Consider the following 16536-nt stretch of genomic DNA (forward strand, 5'->3'; position numbering starts at 1 on the left):
GTGATAATCCGGTGATGCGATTACTTCATACCATGCTCCGCGTTGGCAACCTTCAGCGCTCGATTGATTTTTATACCCAGGTTCTGGGCATGCAGCTGCTGCGCCAGTCAGAAAATCCGGACTATAAATACAGCCTGGCCTTTGTCGGTTACGAGGGCAATCCGGCGCAGGCCGAAATCGAGTTGACCTTCAACTGGGGAACGGAAAGCTACGAGATGGGCACGGCTTACGGCCACATTGCCCTGGGCGTTCCCGACGCGTATGCCGCCTGCGAAAAGATCAAGGCCGCCGGCGGCAACGTCACGCGCGAAGCCGGTCCGGTCAAGGGCGGCAGCACCGTGATTGCCTTTGTCACCGACCCGGACGGCTACAAGATCGAGCTGATCCAGCGCGTCGAGGGTGCCAGCGGCGGCGGCCTGCGCTGATTTGTGGGGGCTGAGGCGACGGCAAATGCCATTGCTATGGTTTAAATAGCTGTCAGCGCACGTCCCATGTGCGAAAACCGCCTTTTACATGCTTGATTCGTAACTACTCAGGTCACTTTTCAGTTTAAAGCGCAATGAAATCAGCCTCTGTCATCCCGGCCCCGGATCAAGCCCGGGGTTTCAGCACCCGGGAACCATGACTTCTCCCCAAACGGGGTCATGGATTGCCCCGGATCAAGTCCGGGGCAGGCTCATCAAGTAAGCAATGACAAAAGAGATTACGGAGAGCTTCGAGGGAGCTGAGTAATTACCTTGATTCAGTCCTTTAGCGAATTCAACCAGTCAACCGGCCAGCAGCGCCGGCACCCAGCGGTTGATCAGCGCACCGCCAACCACCAGCCAGGCAAACAGGATCAGCGCCAGCAGCATCGGCTTGAAGCCGGCCTTGCGAATCGCCGACATATGCGTTGACAAACCCAGCGCAGCCATGGCCATGGCCAGCAGCGCCGTGTCGATATCAGTCATCACGGGCAGCACTTTGGCGGGCAGCAGGTTCAGCGAGTTGAACAGCACGACGGCGACAAAACCAAGGGCAAAGCCGGGAATGGCCAGTTTGGTCTTTGACGGCTTGCCTGACGTGTTCGACGCGGCGCTGGCGTCGCCAGACCGAGCGGACGAACGCGCCTCGTCGCGTGCCAGCCAGGCCGACAGCATGATCAGGAACGGCGCCAGCATCATCACGCGCACCATCTTGGCGATCACCGCCGTGTCGGCGGCCTCGGTGCCAATCGAGCGCGCGGCAGCCACCACCTGCGCCACCTCGTGAATGGTCGAACCGACGTAAATGCCAAAGCCCTGCGTGCCGCCGCCAATGAAATGGAAGTGCTGGTTCAGCTCGAACAGCAGGGGGTACAAAAAGATCGACAGCGTGCCAAACATCACCACCGTGGCCACGGCCACCGTGACCTGCTCGGCGCGGCCCTTGACCACCGGCTCGGCCGCCATCACCGCCGCCGCACCGCAGATCGAGCTGCCCGCGCCTATCAGCATGACGGTCTTGCGGTCCATCCCCAGCCAGCGCGTGCCGACCCAGCAGGCCAGCGCAAAGGTCGAGCCCAGTACCAGCGCATCGATCGCCACACCGGCCATGCCGACCTGCCCCACGTCCTGCACCGTCAGGCGCAGGCCGTACAGCACCACACCCAGGCGCAGCAGCGTTTGCTTGGAAAAGTTGACGCCCGGCCCGCTGACACTGGCAAAACGCGGGTAAACCGTGTTGCCGACCAGCATGCCGAGCACGATGGCGAGCGTCAGCGCGCTCAGGCCATGGTCCTGCAGCCAACGGATGTTTCCCAGCGAAACGGCGGCAGCCGCCAGCGCGGCACTGAGCGCCAGGCCGGGCAGCATGCGCCGTGCCCATGACGGCGCGGGCGGCGATGGCGCATGGTGACGGGCTTGGCTGGCCAGGCTGGACAGGGGGTTGCCGGGGGTGCTCATGGCGTTTTCCTCTCAAAAGCAGGAGTCGAATAATGTTCAATGCAACTTTAGGAAAATTCACGCAACCCGTCCAACGGCTAGTTTCAGTAAGATTTACCCATTCAATCGCTATCAAGAACGATCAGGAGGTTTTAAATGGATGTCTTGCGACTCACCCTGCGCCAATTGCAGATTTTTGCCGCTGTGGCGCGCAACGGCAGCACCACGGCGGCCAGCGCCGACATTGCGCTGTCGCAGTCGGCCACCAGCTCGGCGGTCAACGAGCTGGAGCGCTTGCTGTCGTTGCGCCTGTTCGACCGCGCCGGCAAGCGCCTGCTGCTCAATGACAACGGCCGTGCCCTGCTGCCGCGCGCGCTGGCGCTGCTTGACGGCGCGGCCGACATCGAGCACATGGCGCGCGACGCAAGCGCGCAGACGCAGTCACTGCGCATAGGCGCCAGCACCACCATTGGCAACTATGTCCTGCCGGCTTTGCTCGGGCAGTTCCTGGCGGCCAGCCAAGCCGGCAGCGCTACCGCCTGGCGCTCGCGCGTCAGCATCGGCAACACCGAAACCATCTGCGATGCGGTGGCGGCCTTTGAACTGGACATTGGCCTGATTGAAGGGCCCAGCAATCAGGCGGCACTGGCGATCACGCCCTGGCTGCAGGACGAACTGGTGATTGTGGCCAGCCCGCGCAGCGAACTCGTCGCGTCAACGCAGGGCGCTACCGACGAAAATATCCGCGTGCCACTCAAGGCGCTGCGGGGCGCCCTGTGGCTGCTGCGAGAGGCCGGCTCGGGCACACGCGAGGTCACCGACCAGCTGCTGCTGCCGCACCTGCACACTTACCGGCGCAGCATCGAGCTGGGCAGCTCTGAAGCCATCAAGCATGCCGCCGCCGAAGGCCTGGGCGCAGCCTGCCTGTCAATGCTGGTGGTGCGCGACCTGATGGCCACCGGGCGGCTGAGCCCCGTCCGCACCACACTGCCGCGCATGCTGCGGCAGTGCTTCCTGGTCGTTCACCGCGACAAGCAGCCTACGGCAGCGCTGGAAGCCTTTATGACGCAAGCCCAGGCTTTTCCGTCCGCCCATTTAGGCCCATTGAAGGGTAAACCCCATGCAAACAAACTGAAACCGAGGGAATAAAGCGCCTTTGCCAGTGCTCTTGTACACATGATCCAGACGGCCGAGTCCCGGTACAACCAATGGGTGCGCGAGCACTACCGCTTTTTGCTGCGCAGCGCCTGGGGCCTGACGGGTTCGCGCGCCATTGCCGAGGATGTGGTGCAGGACTGCTTCACCAGCGCCTGGCAATACCGCAGCCAGCTGCGCCAGCCCGAATTGGCGCGCGCCTGGCTGTTTCGCATCATGCGCCGGCATGTGCTGCGCCATGTGGTACCGGGCCCGCAACGGCTGGATGAGGACTATGGCGAATTCGATGCCGCCGAACCGCAGGCCAGCACGGAGCGCCTGGACAACCAGCGCGACGTGGTGCAGGCTTTGGGCCGCATCGCGCCGATTCACCGTGAGGTGCTGGTGCTGTTTTACTTTGACGACATGCCGACGGCGCAAATGGCCGAGGCGCTCGACATTGCGCCGGGCACTGTGTTGTCACGCCTGTCGCGCGCCCGCGAGGCCCTGAAGGCGGCGCTTGATGGCCATTCCCGGACAGATGCGCCCGGGGCCGCTGCCCTCGCTCCGGCTTCCAGCGTGCGCCAGTTCAGAAAGATTTGAATGACGGACTTTGAGCTTCCGCCCGACAGTGCCTTTGACCTGCGCGCCCGCGCAGAGATGGCGCTGGCCTTTGACCCTGGCCAGCCCCCGGCGCATCTTTTCAGGCACACCCCGTTGTTGTCGCGGCGCAGCTTTCAACGCGGTCTGGTCGCGACGCTGCTGGCGGCCACTGGCACCGGTGCGGTATTTGCAATGCGTCCGCCCACGCTGGTTCGCGGCGCCATCGAGCACGAGTATTACGAACGCACGCTGCGCGGCAGCTTCATGCAAACCAGCCAGTTGCTGGCGCACCTGGGGTTAAACCAGCAGCAGCCGGTTCCGGGCTACCCGCAGTTGATGCGGCCCTGCGACATCGACGGCCGCCTGGCCTACCACCTGACCACTTTCCTTGAAAAAGGCGGCATGGTCACGGTGTTTGCCTTTGACCAGCCGGTGACACTCAAGACCGGCAGCGGCTGGTGGAACGACATGTACTGGCAGGTCATTGATTCGCGCCAGGGCAAGCCACTGGTGTTGGTGGCGCAGAAAAAGAAGGCGCTGGCCATGGCAAACCACCATTTCGGCAAACCGTCCGGCCAAACTGCCCACGTGGGCGGCTAGGCAGATTCTTGAGTTATTCAGCAAGCCCGTTTTTCGTTCGTACTCACGTTTCTTTTCACGTTCCCTTTCAACAACTCACGGAGACACACATGATCGACACCCCCAGCTCATTGCCCCGCCGCCACCTGCTGACCCGCAGCGCCACCGCGCTGGCGGCCGCCGGCCTGGCGACATGGAGCCACGGCGCCATGGCGCAAGCGGCAGCCGCCAAGCCATTGCCCACCGACCTCGCCTGGAAAGACCTGAACAGTGTCATCGTGCACAGCGGCAACACCATCGAGACCAAGCGCGGTGCTTTTGGCACCAGCGTCATCACGCCGGCCGATCAGCTCTACATTCGCAACAACCTGCCCACGCCTGACGCCTCGATCGTGGCCGACCGCGACGCCTGGGTGCTGACGCTGGACGGCGTGAAAAATCCGCGCTCGCTCACCGTGGGCGACCTCAAGACCATGGGTCTGGAGACCGTTGCCATGGTGCTGCAGTGTTCGGGCAACGGCCGGGGCTTTTTCCCCTCCAAGCCCAGCGGCACCGGCTGGACGGTGGGCGCCGCCGGCTGCGTGGTCTGGAGCGGTGTGCCGGTGCGCGAAGTGGTGCAGGCGCTGGGCGGCGTCAGCCCCGGCATGAACTACATGACCAGCACCGGCGGGGAGAAGCTGCCAGCCGGACTCGACCCGAAAAGCATCATCGTCGAGCGCTCGGTGCCCGCTGCCGCCATGCAGGACGCGCTGCTGGCCTGGGAGATGAACGGCGCGCCGATCCCGCTGGCCCACGGCGGCCCGCTGCGCTTGATCGTGCCGGGTTTTACCGGCGTGAACAGCATCAAATACGTCAAGCAACTGGCCTTCACCGCCAAGGAAAGCGATGCCCGGATCATGGCGCACGGTTACCGCCTCACGCCCCCCGGCCAGAAAGCCGACCCGAGCCAGCCGTCGGTGCAGGAAATGTCGGTCAAGTCCTGGGTCAACTCACCCAGCCCCGACGATGGCGCCCACCGCGAAGGCTGGATGCAGATCAACGGCGTGGCCTTTGGCGGCATGCATGCCGTCAAGGGCGTGGAAGTGTCGATTGACGGCGGCAAAACCTGGCAACAGGCACGCCTGGTCGGCCCCGACCTCGGCAAATACGCCTGGCGCCAGTTTGTGCTGCCCGCGCACTTTGCGCGCGGCAACTACGTCGTCACCAGCCGCGCCACCGACAGGGCCGGCAACGTGCAACCCGAAACACGCGGCGAGAACGTCAGCGGCTACAACAACGCCAGCTGGCAGGACCACGCAGTGAAGGTCAGCGTGGCGTGATGCGTTTCAACCTGTTCCCACTTTTAAAACTTTACAGGCCCAGTGATGCCATGACCCCATCCCCTTTGCTTTCAAGGTTTTCGGCGCAACCCTTGCGACTGCTGCTGTCGCAAGGCCTGCTGCTGGCGGCTGCAACCGTCATCAGCCTGCCGGCCAGCGCCGCTGAGGACGCCGACAAGATGGCGATTGGCAAACAGCTGTTCACCGCCGGGGCCGTTCCGGCCTGCGCGCTGTGCCACACCCTGAAGGACGCCGGCAGTGAAGGCGCGGTCGGGCCCGTGTTCGACGACCTCAAGCCCAACGCCGCGCGGGTAAAAAAAGCGCTGTACGACGGCCTGGGCGCCATGCCCTCCTACAAGGCCACCTTGACCGAAGCCCAAATCGACGCGCTGTCGTTTTACGTGTCCAGGGCATCAGGCGCGGAGAAATAAGCCACCGCCGGTCAACCGGAACCAAAGCGGCATGAACGGGCGCTTTCAGCTACTTTTTTGATAGCTTAAAGCGCCCGTCCTTTATGCGCAAATGGATGATTTCATTAAAAATCGTACCGATTCACACGCTCATGCTCTGCAACTTGGCTTCAGCACCTTCATCGCAAGGCCGCAGGTCATGGCGATGCCGGGCCGATGAGGCGCCAAAAGATGGATTTCCGCGTTGCGCTCACCACCATGCATGCGCTGCTTCAGACCGCGCGGCGTGTCAAAAGGCAGGCCTGACGCGCCAGGTCGGTCACGCGGTCCCAGTCGCCAGACGCCAGTGCATCGGCGGGCGTGAGCCACGAGCCGCCAACGCAGGCGACGTTGGGCAGCGCCAGAAACTCGGCGGCATTGGCCATTGACACACCACCCGTGGGGCAAAACTTCACATCGCCAAACGGCCCGCCCCAGGCTTTGAGCATGGCCGTGCCGCCAGCCTGCAGCGCCGGAAAAAACTTCAGTTCGGTCAATCCGTCTTCCTGCGCCATCATGATTTCGCTGCCGGTGGCCACGCCGGGCAGCAGCGCCAGTCCGGCATCGCGGCAGGCCTGGCCAACCGCATGGGTGTAGCCGGGGCTGACGACAAAGCGCGCGCCGGCCATGGCACACGCCTGGGCGTCGGCGGCGCTGCGCACTGTGCCTGCGCCCACCACCGCCTCGGGCACATCGCGGGCAATCGCCTCGATGCAGGCCAGCGCCTGCGGCGTGCGCAGGGTGACTTCAAGCATGCGGATGCCGCCCGCCACCAGGGCGCGGGCCAGCAGCACCGCCTGGCCAATATCGTTCAGCACGATGACCGGAATCACGGGCGCATCCTGCATCACCTGCAGGGCACTGAGTTTTTGGCTGATGTTCATCGTTACATCCATGACATGGCTCCTTCTTCTGCTGTCAATGCACGGGCACGCATGCCCGAAAACAATCCCCGCCCCATACCGATGCCGTTGCGCTGACGCAATGCGTCCGGCATCACGCTGACAGGCCGTGCGGCCCATTCGGCCTCATCCACCAGCACCAGCAACTTGCCGGTGAGTCCATCAACACGGATCACATCGCCATCAATCACCTTGGCGAGTGGCCCGCCGGCGGCTGCTTCCGGCGACACATGAATCGCCGCTGGCACCTTGCCCGATGCGCCGCTCATGCGGCCATCGGTCACCAGCGCCACCCTGAAACCCTTGCCCTGCAGCACCGCCAGCGGCGGCGTGAGCTTGTGCAGCTCGGGCATGCCGTTGGCCTGGGGTCCCTGCCAGCGCACCACGCAGACAACGCCGTGTTGTGGATTTTCCAGGCACATCCGTTCAAGCTCGCCCGCACTGAAGGCCGCCAGCAAGTCTTCCTGCGAATCAAACACCCGGGCCGGCGCTTCAATCACATGCCGGTCATCCGGCACGGCGGACACCTTGATCACGCTGCGCCCGAGGTTGCCGGTGAGCAGCTTGAGCCCGCCGGTGGGGCTGAAGGGCCGGTCTGCAGGCCGCACGATGGACTCGTCCTTTGAGTCGCCCACCTCATGCCAGGCCAGCGACGCACCGTCCATCACCGGAATGCGGCCATATTCACGGATGCCGCCTGCGCGCACTGTCAATACGTCCTCATGCATCAGGCCGGCGTCCAGCAGTTCCCGAATCACCAGCCCCGGCCCGCCGGCGGCCTGGAAGTCATTCACATCGGCGCTGCCGTTGGGATAGACATGCGTCAGGAGCGGCACGACATCGGACAGCGCCGAAAAGTCATTCCAGTCGATCATGATGCCGGCCGACTGCGCCACCGCCACCCAGTGGATCAGGTGGTTGGTCGAGCCGCCAGTGGCCAGCAGCGCCACCATCGCGTTGACGATGGCGCGTTCATCGACGACATGGCCGATGGGCGCAAAGCGCTTGGCCTTGGTGATGCCGAGCACAGTGCGGGCCGCCTCACGTGTGAGTTCGTCGCGAAGCGCGTCGCCGGGCTGGACAAACGCCGTGCCGGGCACATGCAGTCCCATGGCCTCCATCAGCATCTGGTTGCTGTTGGCCGTGCCATAAAAGGTGCAGGTGCCGGGGCTGTGGTAAGACTTGAGTTCGCCTTCCAGCAGCGCATCGCGCCCGACCAGACCTTGCGCGGCCTGTTCCCGGATGCGGGCTTTTTCTTTGTTCGGCAGGCCCGACGGCATGGGGCCGGCCGGCACGAACACCATCGGCAAATGGCCGAACTGCAGCGCGCCAATCAGCAGGCCGGGAACGATCTTGTCGCACACGCCAAGCAACAGCGCCGCATCAAACATGTCATGCGACAGCGCTACGGCCGTGCCCATGGCAATCACATCGCGGCTGAACAGGCTCAACTCCATGCCACTGGTGCCCTGCGTGACGCCATCGCACATGGCCGGCACACCGCCAGCCACCTGCGCCGTGGCGCCGTGTCTGCGCGCCTCGTCCTTGATCAGCGCGGGGTAACCCAGCAGCGGCGTGTGCGCCGACAACATGTCGTTGTAGGCGGTGACGATGCCGATGTTGGGCTGGCGCTCGGTCACGATCTTGAAACGGTCATCCAGCGGCATGCCGGCCACTGCATGCGCGATGTTGGCGCAGCCCATGCGGTCCATGCTGGGGGGGCGAGTGCTGTCGGCCTGCAGTTGGGCCAGATAGGCATTGCGTGTTGGCCGGCTGCGCTCCTGAATGCGGGCGGTGATGTCTGCAACGGCGGAATGAAGCGCCATGGTGAAACCTTTCAATTTAGCCATCCCGGACACGGGGATGTAACTTTATTACGGCGTCCATGGTAACTAATATCGCGGCTGTTTTCACCCCGAATGGTTACTTTGCGGTTACCAAACGAAGGACAGGCAAAAAAAATCCGCCGGGCGCAAAGCACTGCGGATTCATTTCGCCCGCCATGCGGGCCGCAAGCGTGCGAGTTACTGCAGGCTGATTTCGACGCGGCGGGCTTCGGCATCGCTACCCGTGGCGCTGGAGGCGATCGGCTCGGGCTTATTGAGTTCGATCTGGCTCTCAGGCACGCCCGCCGTCGTCAGCGCATCGCGCACGGCCAGCGCGCGCTGCTTGGCCAATTCGGCATTTTGGTCAGCATCGCCAGTTGCGTCGTGAAAACCAGAAATAGCGACCTTGCGGCCAGCCTGCGCGCCCTTGACCACATCAGTCAATGCTTCGCTGGCGCCAGCGGCCAGGTCGGCCTTGCCCGAAGCAAAGTAAAACTTGACGATGCCCTGCTCGACCTTGACGCTGGCTGCGTCGGAAGCTGCCTGCGCCATTGCAATGGAGGCATCAGCTGGCATGGCCGGCGCAATAGCCACCCCGGCAGCCGGGGCGACTGCCTGGGCCGGAGCGCCGCGATGCTTCACGGCAAACACCAGCACCGAGGCAACCACGATGGCAATCAATCCAAACACCAAAAACAGCGCCACGCGTTGCGGGCTGTCGTCACTCTGAGAAACCATGGAAAACTTCCTTTTTAAAAAACGTGGCGATATTGTAAAGTGAGGCTGTGACCACTCTAGCAAACGCCCCTGACGAATTGGCTTACAAAGCCCGTGACCCCGCCACAATGCTCGACGCTACCATCCGGCAATGGGGCGGCCAGACCGACTTGTGGGTTTTTGGCTACGCATCGCTGATCTGGCGACCCGAATTTGAATCAGCCGAGCAGCGCTTTGCCACGTTGCACGGCTACCACCGCGCGCTGAAAATGTGGAGCCGCGTCAACCGCGGCACGCCTGCCCAGCCGGGCCTGGTGTTTGGCCTGCTGTCGGGTGGCAGCTGCAGGGGAATGGCCTATCGGCTGCCCAGGGACCATGTGCCCGCTGCCCTGCCCGCCCTGTGGGCGCGCGAAATGCCCAACGGCATCTATGACCCCAAGTGGCTGCGCTGCCGCACGGCGCAGGGCGACATCAAGGCACTGGCCTTCACGCTGTCCCGCCGCAGCCCCAACCACACCGGTGTGTTGAGTGAAGACCACTACCGGCAAATATTCTCCAGTGCCTGCGGCCGTTATGGCACGACGCGTGACTATGCGCAGCTGACTTATGACAAACTGCGCATGATGGGCATTGACGACCAGGCGCTTGGCAAACTGCTGCAACTGGCCAGGCACTGACAGGCCTCGCGCATTGGGCGGCGCTGGCTTGAATCGTCAGATGCCCCAGCCTTGCATATTGAACAACAACCCTCCGGGAGTCTTCATGACACGCACTTTCATCTTGCTGGCCAGCGTGCTGGCACTTGGCGCCTGCGCCAGCACCGCCACCACCGGTCCGCGCGCCGTGGCCCAGCTGCAAAGCACCACTGGCAATACAGCCAGCGGCTCGGTCACCTTCACCCAAAGCGGCGACAAGGTTCTGGTTTCTGGCATGGTCAGCGGCCTCAAGCCGAATGCCGAACATGGCTTTCACCTGCATGAAAAAGGCGACTGCTCCAGCGGCGACGGCGTAAGCGCAGGCGGCCACTTCAACCCAACCGGCCAGCCCCACGGCCAGCATGCCGCCATGCATCACCATGCAGGCGACCTGCGCAGCCTCACAGCCGATGCCAACGGCGTCGCCCGGTTCAGTTTCGAAGCCGCAGGCATTTCTGTCGGTAGCGGCACCGGCAACATCATCGGGCGGGGGCTGATCGTTCACCGCGATCCTGACGACTACACCACCCAGCCCACCGGCAACTCCGGACCGCGCCTGGCCTGCGCCGTGGTGACCCCAAGCTGAGCCTGAAACGGCGCGAATCGGACGCCGGACTTTATACTCCGGGCCATGCTTGACCACACCTCCATCGCCGACCTTCGCAAAAGCTATGAGCGCGCCGAACTCAATGAAGACGCCTCGCATGCCGATCCGCTCAAGCAGTTCGACCAGTGGCTTGGCGAAGCCATTTCAGCCCAGGTGCCCGAACCCAATGCCATGACCCTGGCCACCGTGGGCAGCAACCTGCGCCCATCCACCCGCGTGGTGCTGATCAAGGGCCTGGATGCGCAAGGCATTGTCTGGTACACCAACTACGCCAGCCGCAAGGGGCTGGAACTGGCCGGCAACCCGTATGCAGCGCTGCAGTTCCACTGGGTCGAGCTCGAACGGGTGGTGCGCATCGAAGGCGTGGTGGAAAAAATTGCGGACGAAGAAAGCGACGCCTACTTCAACAGCCGGCCGCTGGACTCGCGCATTGGCGCCTGGGCCAGCCCGCAAAGCGAAGTGATCTCCGGCCGAGGCGTGCTGGTGGCCAACGCCGCCAGGTACGGTGCCAAGTTCATGCTGAACCCACCGCGCCCGCCGCACTGGGGCGGCTACCGCCTCAAGCCGGACAACTGGCAGTTCTGGCAAGGCCGCAAAAGCCGCCTGCATGACCGCCTGCGCTATACGCTGCAGGACGATGCCAGCTGGCTGCGCGAACGTCTAGCGCCCTGAAGGCTCAGGCGGTCAAGCCGTCATCAAGCCGCCCAGCCGCTCGATGGCCTGGTGCTTGACCGAATCGAGCGCGCCAGCGCTGACCTGATCAGGCGCAATCTCAGCCAGCGGTGCCAGTACAAAAGCGCGCTGGTGCATGCGCGGATGCGGCACCGACAGCCGGGCCGAGTCGATGCGCGCGCTGCCATACAGCAATAAATCCAGGTCCAAGGTGCGGGGCGCATTGCGAAACGGCCTCTCGCGCCCGGCTTGCAGTTCCAGCTGCTGCAACCCGTCAAGCAAGGCGCATGCATTCAGGCCGGTTTCAATTTCCACCACGGCATTCAGGTAATCCGCCCCGGGCGCTGGCGCTTCATGGCCGGTATCGGTGTTTAGCGGTGCGGTTTTATAAAGTCCGGACTGCTGGCGAACTTGCGTCAGGGGCAGCCCGTCAAGGGCTTGCACCGCGTGGCGCAGTGCAGCACGTGCATCGCCAAGGTTGGCACCCAGCGCGATAAAGGCCGTGACCGGCTCGCGCCCTGCCCTGGCCGCTTTTTTTTCATCCGTAGCGGCTGTGGCCATGTCGCAGCGTTGGCGCTCAGTCACCGCCAAGCGGGGAAGCACCGGCGGGCGGTAGCGACTCGCTGCCGCTCTCCTGGCCCTCGGCGGCACGGCTGACGGGTTTGCGGCGGCGGCGGCGTTTTTTGGCGGGGGCGGCATCGCCTTCTGGCAAGGCCAACTCCAGTCCGTCACCGTCAACCCGATTGCTGGCCGGCGACAGCGCTGGTGCCGTGTCGGAAGGTCGACCATCCTCGACATCGGCACGCTTGACCCGGGTGCGCGCCTGCGGTTTTTTCTGCTGCGTTTCGCGCATTGCCTCGATCATGTCGTGGCGCTCGTCGTCGTAGGCGGTGCTGAACTTTTCCCACCATTCGCCCAACGCCGGATCGATTTCGCCGACCTGGCCGCGCAGGCGCAAAAAGTCAAAGCCGGCGCGAAAGCGCGGCTGATCCAGCAGCGAATACGGCGCATTGCCGACGCGTTTTTCAAAACGTGGCTGCATGGTCCAGATTTCGCGCATGTCGATGCCCAGCTTGCCGCGTCCCGACACATCGCCGATCTTGCTGTTGAACGCTTCGTCAATCGCGTCCTGCAGCGCCGGCATCGGGGGTTCATTGCGCTTGAGGCGCCGGTCCCAGCCGCTGCGCACATCATTCCAGAGCACGCACGACAGCAAAAAGCTGGGCGCGACCGGCTTGCCTTCACCAACGCGGCGATCGGTGTCCTGCAAGGCCAGTTTCAGGAACGGATCGTCGGACATTTCAACCACCACGTCGAGCAGCGGATAAATGCCGGTGCCCATGCCCAGCGCCTTGAGCTGCGCAATGCTGGCCAGCGAATGGCCGGTCTGCAGCAGTTTGAGCATTTCGTCGAACAACCGTGACTGCGGAACGTCGGCCAGCAGGCCGCACATTTCCTTCAGCGGCGCCACCGTTTTTTCCTCGTACCTGAAGCCGAGCGCATTGAGCTTGGCGCCAAAACGCACGGCGCGAATGATGCGCACCGGGTCTTCGCGGTAGCGCAACGCCGGGTTGCCGATCATGCGGACAATTCTCTTTTTCGAGTCGCCAATGCCGTTGTGGTAATCAACGACTACTTCAGTTTCCGGGTCGTAGTACATGGCGTTGATGGTGAAGTCACGCCGCGCAGCGTCTTCTTCCATCGGTCCCCAGACGTTGTCGCGCAGCACGCGGCCCGACGCATGCACGGCATGCTTCATGCCGGCGAGTTCGCTCTTGCTGGTGCGCTCGTTGCCGCCGACCTGCTCGGCCAGGGCACTGTCCATGTGGGCACGAAAGGTCGAGACCTCGATCACCTCGTGCTCGCGACCCCGGCCATAAATGACGTGGACGATGCGAAAGCGCCGGCCGATGATGAAGGCGCGGCGAAACAGCGACTTGACCTGTTCCGGCGTGGCATCGGTGGCCACATCGAAGTCTTTCGGCTTCAAGCCCACCAGCAGGTCGCGCACCGCGCCGCCGACGATATAGGCCTGGAAACCGGCTTGCTTGAGCACATGCACCACGTCCATGGCGCGTTCGTCCACCAGCTTGACATTGATGCCGTGGTCCTTGAACTCGATGTCGTGGCGCTTGCCGAAGGGGGACTTTGGAACCCGTTTGGAGAGGGATTCGGCGCTGTCGGATTTGCCGAACAGTTTGTCGATGAATTTTTTGATCATGAAATTTAAATTTTTGAGGGAGATGCCGCCCCTTGGCAGCAAGCGTTGTCCCTGCCTTTTTCAGGCCGGAGGCGGCCGCCGCTGCCCGGCGGCAAGCGCCATTCGCGGCGCTTAAAACAGGTCAAGTATGCGCCATCCGCGGTCAAGGGCCAGCGCCCGCAGGCGAGCATCCGGGTTGGTGGCGACCGGATGGTTGACCTTTTCCAGCAGCGCCAGGTCATTCATTGAATCGGTATAAAACGTCGTGTGCACGTCGCCCCAGCCCAATTGGCGGGCAGCCAGCCATTGTTCCATGCGGGTCACTTTTCCTTCGCGGGCCGATGGCGTGCCCTGGATCTCGCCGGTCAGGTTGCCTTGGGCGTCACGTTCCAGTTGAACGGCGATCAGTTCGGACACGCCAAAAGCATCGGCAATTGGCCGCGTCACGAACTCGTTGGTGGCCGTCACGATAAGCACTTCGTCGCCGGCAGCGCGGTGCCGTTCGACCAGTTCCAGCGCCTGCGGCTTGATAGCTTTATGCACGATATCGCTCATAAAACGGGCGTGAGCAGCTATTGAATTAATAGTACCCTGTTCGCGAATAGCCTGCGTGGCAAAACGCACATAGTCCTGGATATTGAGCGTTCCAGCCCGGTATTGCTCGAAAAACTCGGCATTGCGGCGCTTGAATTCGGTCGCGTCGCACCAGCCCAGCGCAATCGTGAACTCGCCCCATTCGTAGTCAGAGTCCATCGGGATCAAGGTATGGTCCAGATCAAACAATGCCAATTTCCGGAGAGTTTGCGCGTTGTTCACGGCTTCTTTCCTGTCAACACTCACATCAACCGTCATTCCGTCTCCAGCATGGTTTTGATCAGCGGGATGGTGATGGCCCGCTTGGTTTGCAGCGCGTAGCTGTCCAGTTTGTCGAGCAGTTGCATCAGGCTGCCCAAATCACGTGAAAAGCGCGTCAGCATGAAATCCACCACCTCGTCATTGAGCAAAAAGCCGCGTGCGTCGGCTTCCTGCTTGATCACGGCGCGCCGTTCGTCGTCGCTCAGCGCCTGCAGCGCAAACACGTGGCCCCAGCCCAGGCGGGTCCGCAGGTCTTCGCGCAGCGGCAGGTCGGCAGGCGGCACATTGCCGGCAGCCACCACCCAGCGCGGCTGGCCGTCGTCAGTGCTCAGCGCATTGACGAACCAGTTGAAGGCGCTGCGCTGCTGCGCGGCGTTATAGAGATGGCATTCGTCCATGATCACGGCGGACCAGGCTTCGTTGAACTCGGGGGGCTCCAGCATCGATGCGTCCATCCAGCCGCTTGAAGCACCCTGGTCGCGCAAGGCTTCGCTGACCGCCTTGAGCAGATGCGTCTTGCCGCTGGCTTCACCGCCCCACAGGTAAGTCGGCACCGGCGAATCCGGCAGGCTTTGCGCCCACGACGCCAGTTGCCTGACGGCCGCTTCATTCGGTCCGATGAAAAAATTGGCAAACGAGGGGTCGGAAGCAAGTCCGATGTCCAGGGCGAGTTGTTTCATGGCGGGTTTGGCAGGCCGCATCCCGGTTTCAAAGGCCATGCGAACAGCGCCTGGCCGCCGGTGCGCAGGTTGTGCACCAGGTTTCGGCGCGTTGGAATGTCAGGGTAGGTTGCATGAAGCCTTGGAATGCGCTGGTCCGCAAGGGACCGGCAGAAGCTAGGAGGTATAGCCTTTAGAATCTCAGGCTGGATTCTATCGGGCTTGGCCAGCGGCCTCCTGACCACCGCCCTGCCCCTTCGAGCTGTCCCGGCTCCCACCGCATTACCTCCCGACACCATGACCACTACCCCCCTTTCCTACAAAGACGCCGGCGTTGACATCGACGCGGGCGACGCCCTGGTTGAACGCATCAAGCCACTGGCCAAAAAGACCATGCGCGAAGGCGTGATGGCCGGCATTGGCGGCTTTGGTGCGCTGTTTGAAGTGCCCAAGCGCTACAAGGAACCGGTGCTGGTGTCTGGCACCGACGGCGTGGGCACCAAGCTCAAGCTGGCGTTTGAATGGAATATGCACGACACCGTTGGCATCGACCTGGTCGCCATGAGCGTCAACGACGTGCTGGTGCAAGGCGCCGAGCCGCTTTTTTTCCTCGACTATTTCGCCTGCGGCAAGCTTGACATCGACACCGCTGCAGCCGTGATCGGCGGCATTGCCAAAGGCTGCGAACTCTCGGGTTGCGCCCTGATTGGCGGCGAAACCGCCGAGATGCCCGGCATGTACCCGGCTGGCGAATACGACCTGGCTGGTTTTGCCGTCGGCGCGGTCGAAAAATCCAAAATCCTGACCGGCAAGGACGTGACGCCCGGCGACGTGGTGCTGGGCCTGGCCAGCAGCGGCGTGCATTCCAATGGTTTCAGCCTGGTGCGCAAATGCATCGAGCGCGCTGGCAGCGACCTGCCCGCCACGCTGGACGGCAAGCCGTTCAAAGAGGCGCTGATGCAGCCGACCCGCCTGTACGTCAAAAACGTGCTGGCCGCGCTGGCTGCGCACCCGATCAAGGCGCTGGCGCACATCACCGGCGGCGGCTTGCTCGAGAACATTCCGCGCGTGCTGCCCGAAGGCACGGCGGCGCACCTGACCAAAGGCAGCTGGCCGCAGACCGAGCTGTTCGCCTGGCTGCAAAAGACCGCCGGCATCGACGACATCGAGATGAACCGAACCTTCAACAACGGCATCGGCATGGTGGTGGTGATTGATGCGGCCAGTGCCGCCGCTTGTGCCGCCATGCTTCGTGAGGCTGGCGAGCAGGTCTACGAAATTGGCGTGATAGCCGAGCGCGGCGACGGCGCGGCGGTCATCGTCGTCTGAACGCAAACGCATTTCCCGCACAAAAAACCCGCTTCGAGCGGCTTTTTTCATTTTCAGGCGTCCGCTGTAGTTGGAGATGCGCCTGCGCG

Annotated in this window: 18 protein-coding genes; 10 read left to right on the top strand and 8 right to left on the bottom strand. The window is 63.1% G+C overall.

Annotated features, from left to right (window positions below; all coding sequences use genetic code 11):
• Window positions 1-14: 14 nt before the first annotated feature.
• On the top strand, window positions 15-425 hold the full coding sequence (gene gloA, locus H4V98_RS14710; protein WP_196862228.1) for a lactoylglutathione lyase: 411 nt from the start codon (window positions 15-17) through the stop codon (window positions 423-425).
• 342 nt (window positions 426-767) lie between these two features.
• Here gloA and H4V98_RS14715 read toward each other — a convergent pair whose 3' ends face one another.
• Window positions 768-1832, bottom strand: a complete 1065-nt coding sequence (locus H4V98_RS14715) for a YeiH family protein (RefSeq protein ID WP_231374592.1) — start codon at window positions 1830-1832, stop codon at window positions 768-770.
• Window positions 1833-2057: 225 nt separating this feature from the next.
• On the opposite strand from H4V98_RS14715, the gene H4V98_RS14720 reads away from it, so the two are divergent.
• The 5 genes from H4V98_RS14720 (at window position 2058) to H4V98_RS14740 (ending at window position 5967) form a co-directional block, all read left to right on the top strand.
• The gene (locus tag H4V98_RS14720) at window positions 2058-3050 is read left to right on the top strand and encodes a LysR family transcriptional regulator (protein WP_196862230.1); all 993 of its coding nucleotides are present in this window, start codon (window positions 2058-2060) and stop codon (window positions 3048-3050) included.
• Between the two features lie 27 nt (window positions 3051-3077).
• Complete coding sequence (locus tag H4V98_RS14725) at window positions 3078-3638, top strand: RNA polymerase sigma factor (protein ID WP_196862231.1); 561 nt, start codon at window positions 3078-3080, stop codon at window positions 3636-3638.
• On the top strand, window positions 3639-4238 hold the full coding sequence (locus H4V98_RS14730; protein WP_196862232.1) for a hypothetical protein: 600 nt from the start codon (window positions 3639-3641) through the stop codon (window positions 4236-4238). It abuts the gene before it with no gap.
• 89 nt (window positions 4239-4327) lie between these two features.
• Window positions 4328-5536, top strand: coding sequence for a sulfite oxidase (locus tag H4V98_RS14735; RefSeq protein WP_196862233.1), 1209 nt, complete (start codon window positions 4328-4330; stop codon window positions 5534-5536).
• Window positions 5537-5586: 50 nt separating this feature from the next.
• Window positions 5587-5967 carry a cytochrome c gene (locus H4V98_RS14740; RefSeq protein WP_196862234.1) on the top strand — a complete coding sequence of 127 codons (381 nt, stop codon included), beginning with the start codon at window positions 5587-5589 and terminating at the stop codon, window positions 5965-5967.
• A gap of 251 nt (window positions 5968-6218) precedes the next feature.
• On the opposite strand, the gene eda is transcribed toward H4V98_RS14740, so the two are convergent.
• The 3 genes from eda to H4V98_RS14755 all read right to left on the bottom strand — a co-directional run bounded on the left by eda (window position 6219) and on the right by H4V98_RS14755 (window position 9451).
• Window positions 6219-6881 carry a bifunctional 4-hydroxy-2-oxoglutarate aldolase/2-dehydro-3-deoxy-phosphogluconate aldolase gene (gene eda / locus H4V98_RS14745; RefSeq protein WP_196862235.1) on the bottom strand — a complete coding sequence of 221 codons (663 nt, stop codon included), beginning with the start codon at window positions 6879-6881 and terminating at the stop codon, window positions 6219-6221.
• Window positions 6872-8713, bottom strand: a complete 1842-nt coding sequence (gene edd, locus H4V98_RS14750; RefSeq protein ID WP_196862236.1) for a phosphogluconate dehydratase — start codon at window positions 8711-8713, stop codon at window positions 6872-6874. Before edd ends, eda begins: the two co-directional genes overlap by 10 nt.
• 198 nt (window positions 8714-8911) lie before the next feature.
• Window positions 8912-9451 carry an OmpA family protein gene (locus tag H4V98_RS14755; protein ID WP_196862237.1) on the bottom strand — a complete coding sequence of 180 codons (540 nt, stop codon included), beginning with the start codon at window positions 9449-9451 and terminating at the stop codon, window positions 8912-8914.
• A gap of 107 nt (window positions 9452-9558) precedes the next feature.
• On the opposite strand from H4V98_RS14755, the gene H4V98_RS14760 reads away from it, so the two are divergent.
• From H4V98_RS14760 to pdxH, 3 genes are all read left to right on the top strand, one after another.
• Window positions 9559-10107 (top strand): gamma-glutamylcyclotransferase, encoded by a 549-nt coding sequence (locus tag H4V98_RS14760; protein ID WP_196862443.1) that lies wholly within the window; start codon window positions 9559-9561, stop codon window positions 10105-10107.
• Between the two features lie 85 nt (window positions 10108-10192).
• Window positions 10193-10711 (top strand): superoxide dismutase family protein, encoded by a 519-nt coding sequence (locus tag H4V98_RS14765; RefSeq protein WP_196862238.1) that lies wholly within the window; start codon window positions 10193-10195, stop codon window positions 10709-10711.
• A gap of 45 nt (window positions 10712-10756) precedes the next feature.
• Entirely contained in the window at window positions 10757-11404 is a 648-nt protein-coding gene (gene pdxH, locus H4V98_RS14770; protein ID WP_196862239.1) for a pyridoxamine 5'-phosphate oxidase, read from the top strand.
• A gap of 12 nt (window positions 11405-11416) precedes the next feature.
• On the opposite strand, the gene folK is transcribed toward pdxH, so the two are convergent.
• The 4 genes from folK to hda all read right to left on the bottom strand — a co-directional run bounded on the left by folK (window position 11417) and on the right by hda (window position 15139).
• Window positions 11417-11965: a 2-amino-4-hydroxy-6-hydroxymethyldihydropteridine diphosphokinase gene (folK, locus tag H4V98_RS14775; protein ID WP_196862240.1), complete on the bottom strand. Its 549-nt coding sequence runs from the start codon at window positions 11963-11965 to the stop codon at window positions 11417-11419.
• A 16-nt stretch (window positions 11966-11981) separates the two neighbouring features.
• The gene (pcnB, locus tag H4V98_RS14780; protein WP_196862241.1) at window positions 11982-13625 is read right to left on the bottom strand and encodes a polynucleotide adenylyltransferase PcnB; all 1644 of its coding nucleotides are present in this window, start codon (window positions 13623-13625) and stop codon (window positions 11982-11984) included.
• 111 nt (window positions 13626-13736) lie between these two features.
• A complete protein-coding gene (locus H4V98_RS14785) occupies window positions 13737-14456 on the bottom strand; it encodes an HAD family hydrolase (protein WP_196862242.1) in 720 nt (239 codons plus the stop codon).
• On the bottom strand, window positions 14453-15139 hold the full coding sequence (gene hda, locus H4V98_RS14790) for a DnaA regulatory inactivator Hda (RefSeq protein ID WP_196862444.1): 687 nt from the start codon (window positions 15137-15139) through the stop codon (window positions 14453-14455). Before hda ends, H4V98_RS14785 begins: the two co-directional genes overlap by 4 nt.
• A 276-nt stretch (window positions 15140-15415) precedes the next feature.
• Between hda and purM the strand changes: the two genes are divergently transcribed.
• Window positions 15416-16447 (top strand): phosphoribosylformylglycinamidine cyclo-ligase, encoded by a 1032-nt coding sequence (purM, locus tag H4V98_RS14795; RefSeq protein WP_196862243.1) that lies wholly within the window; start codon window positions 15416-15418, stop codon window positions 16445-16447.
• The last annotated feature ends 89 nt before the right edge of the window (window positions 16448-16536 follow it).

Origin of the sequence: Polaromonas sp. CG_23.6, from assembly GCF_029892315.1 — a bacterium.
In the GTDB taxonomy this organism is placed as follows: Bacteria; Pseudomonadota; Gammaproteobacteria; order Burkholderiales; family Burkholderiaceae_C; genus Polaromonas.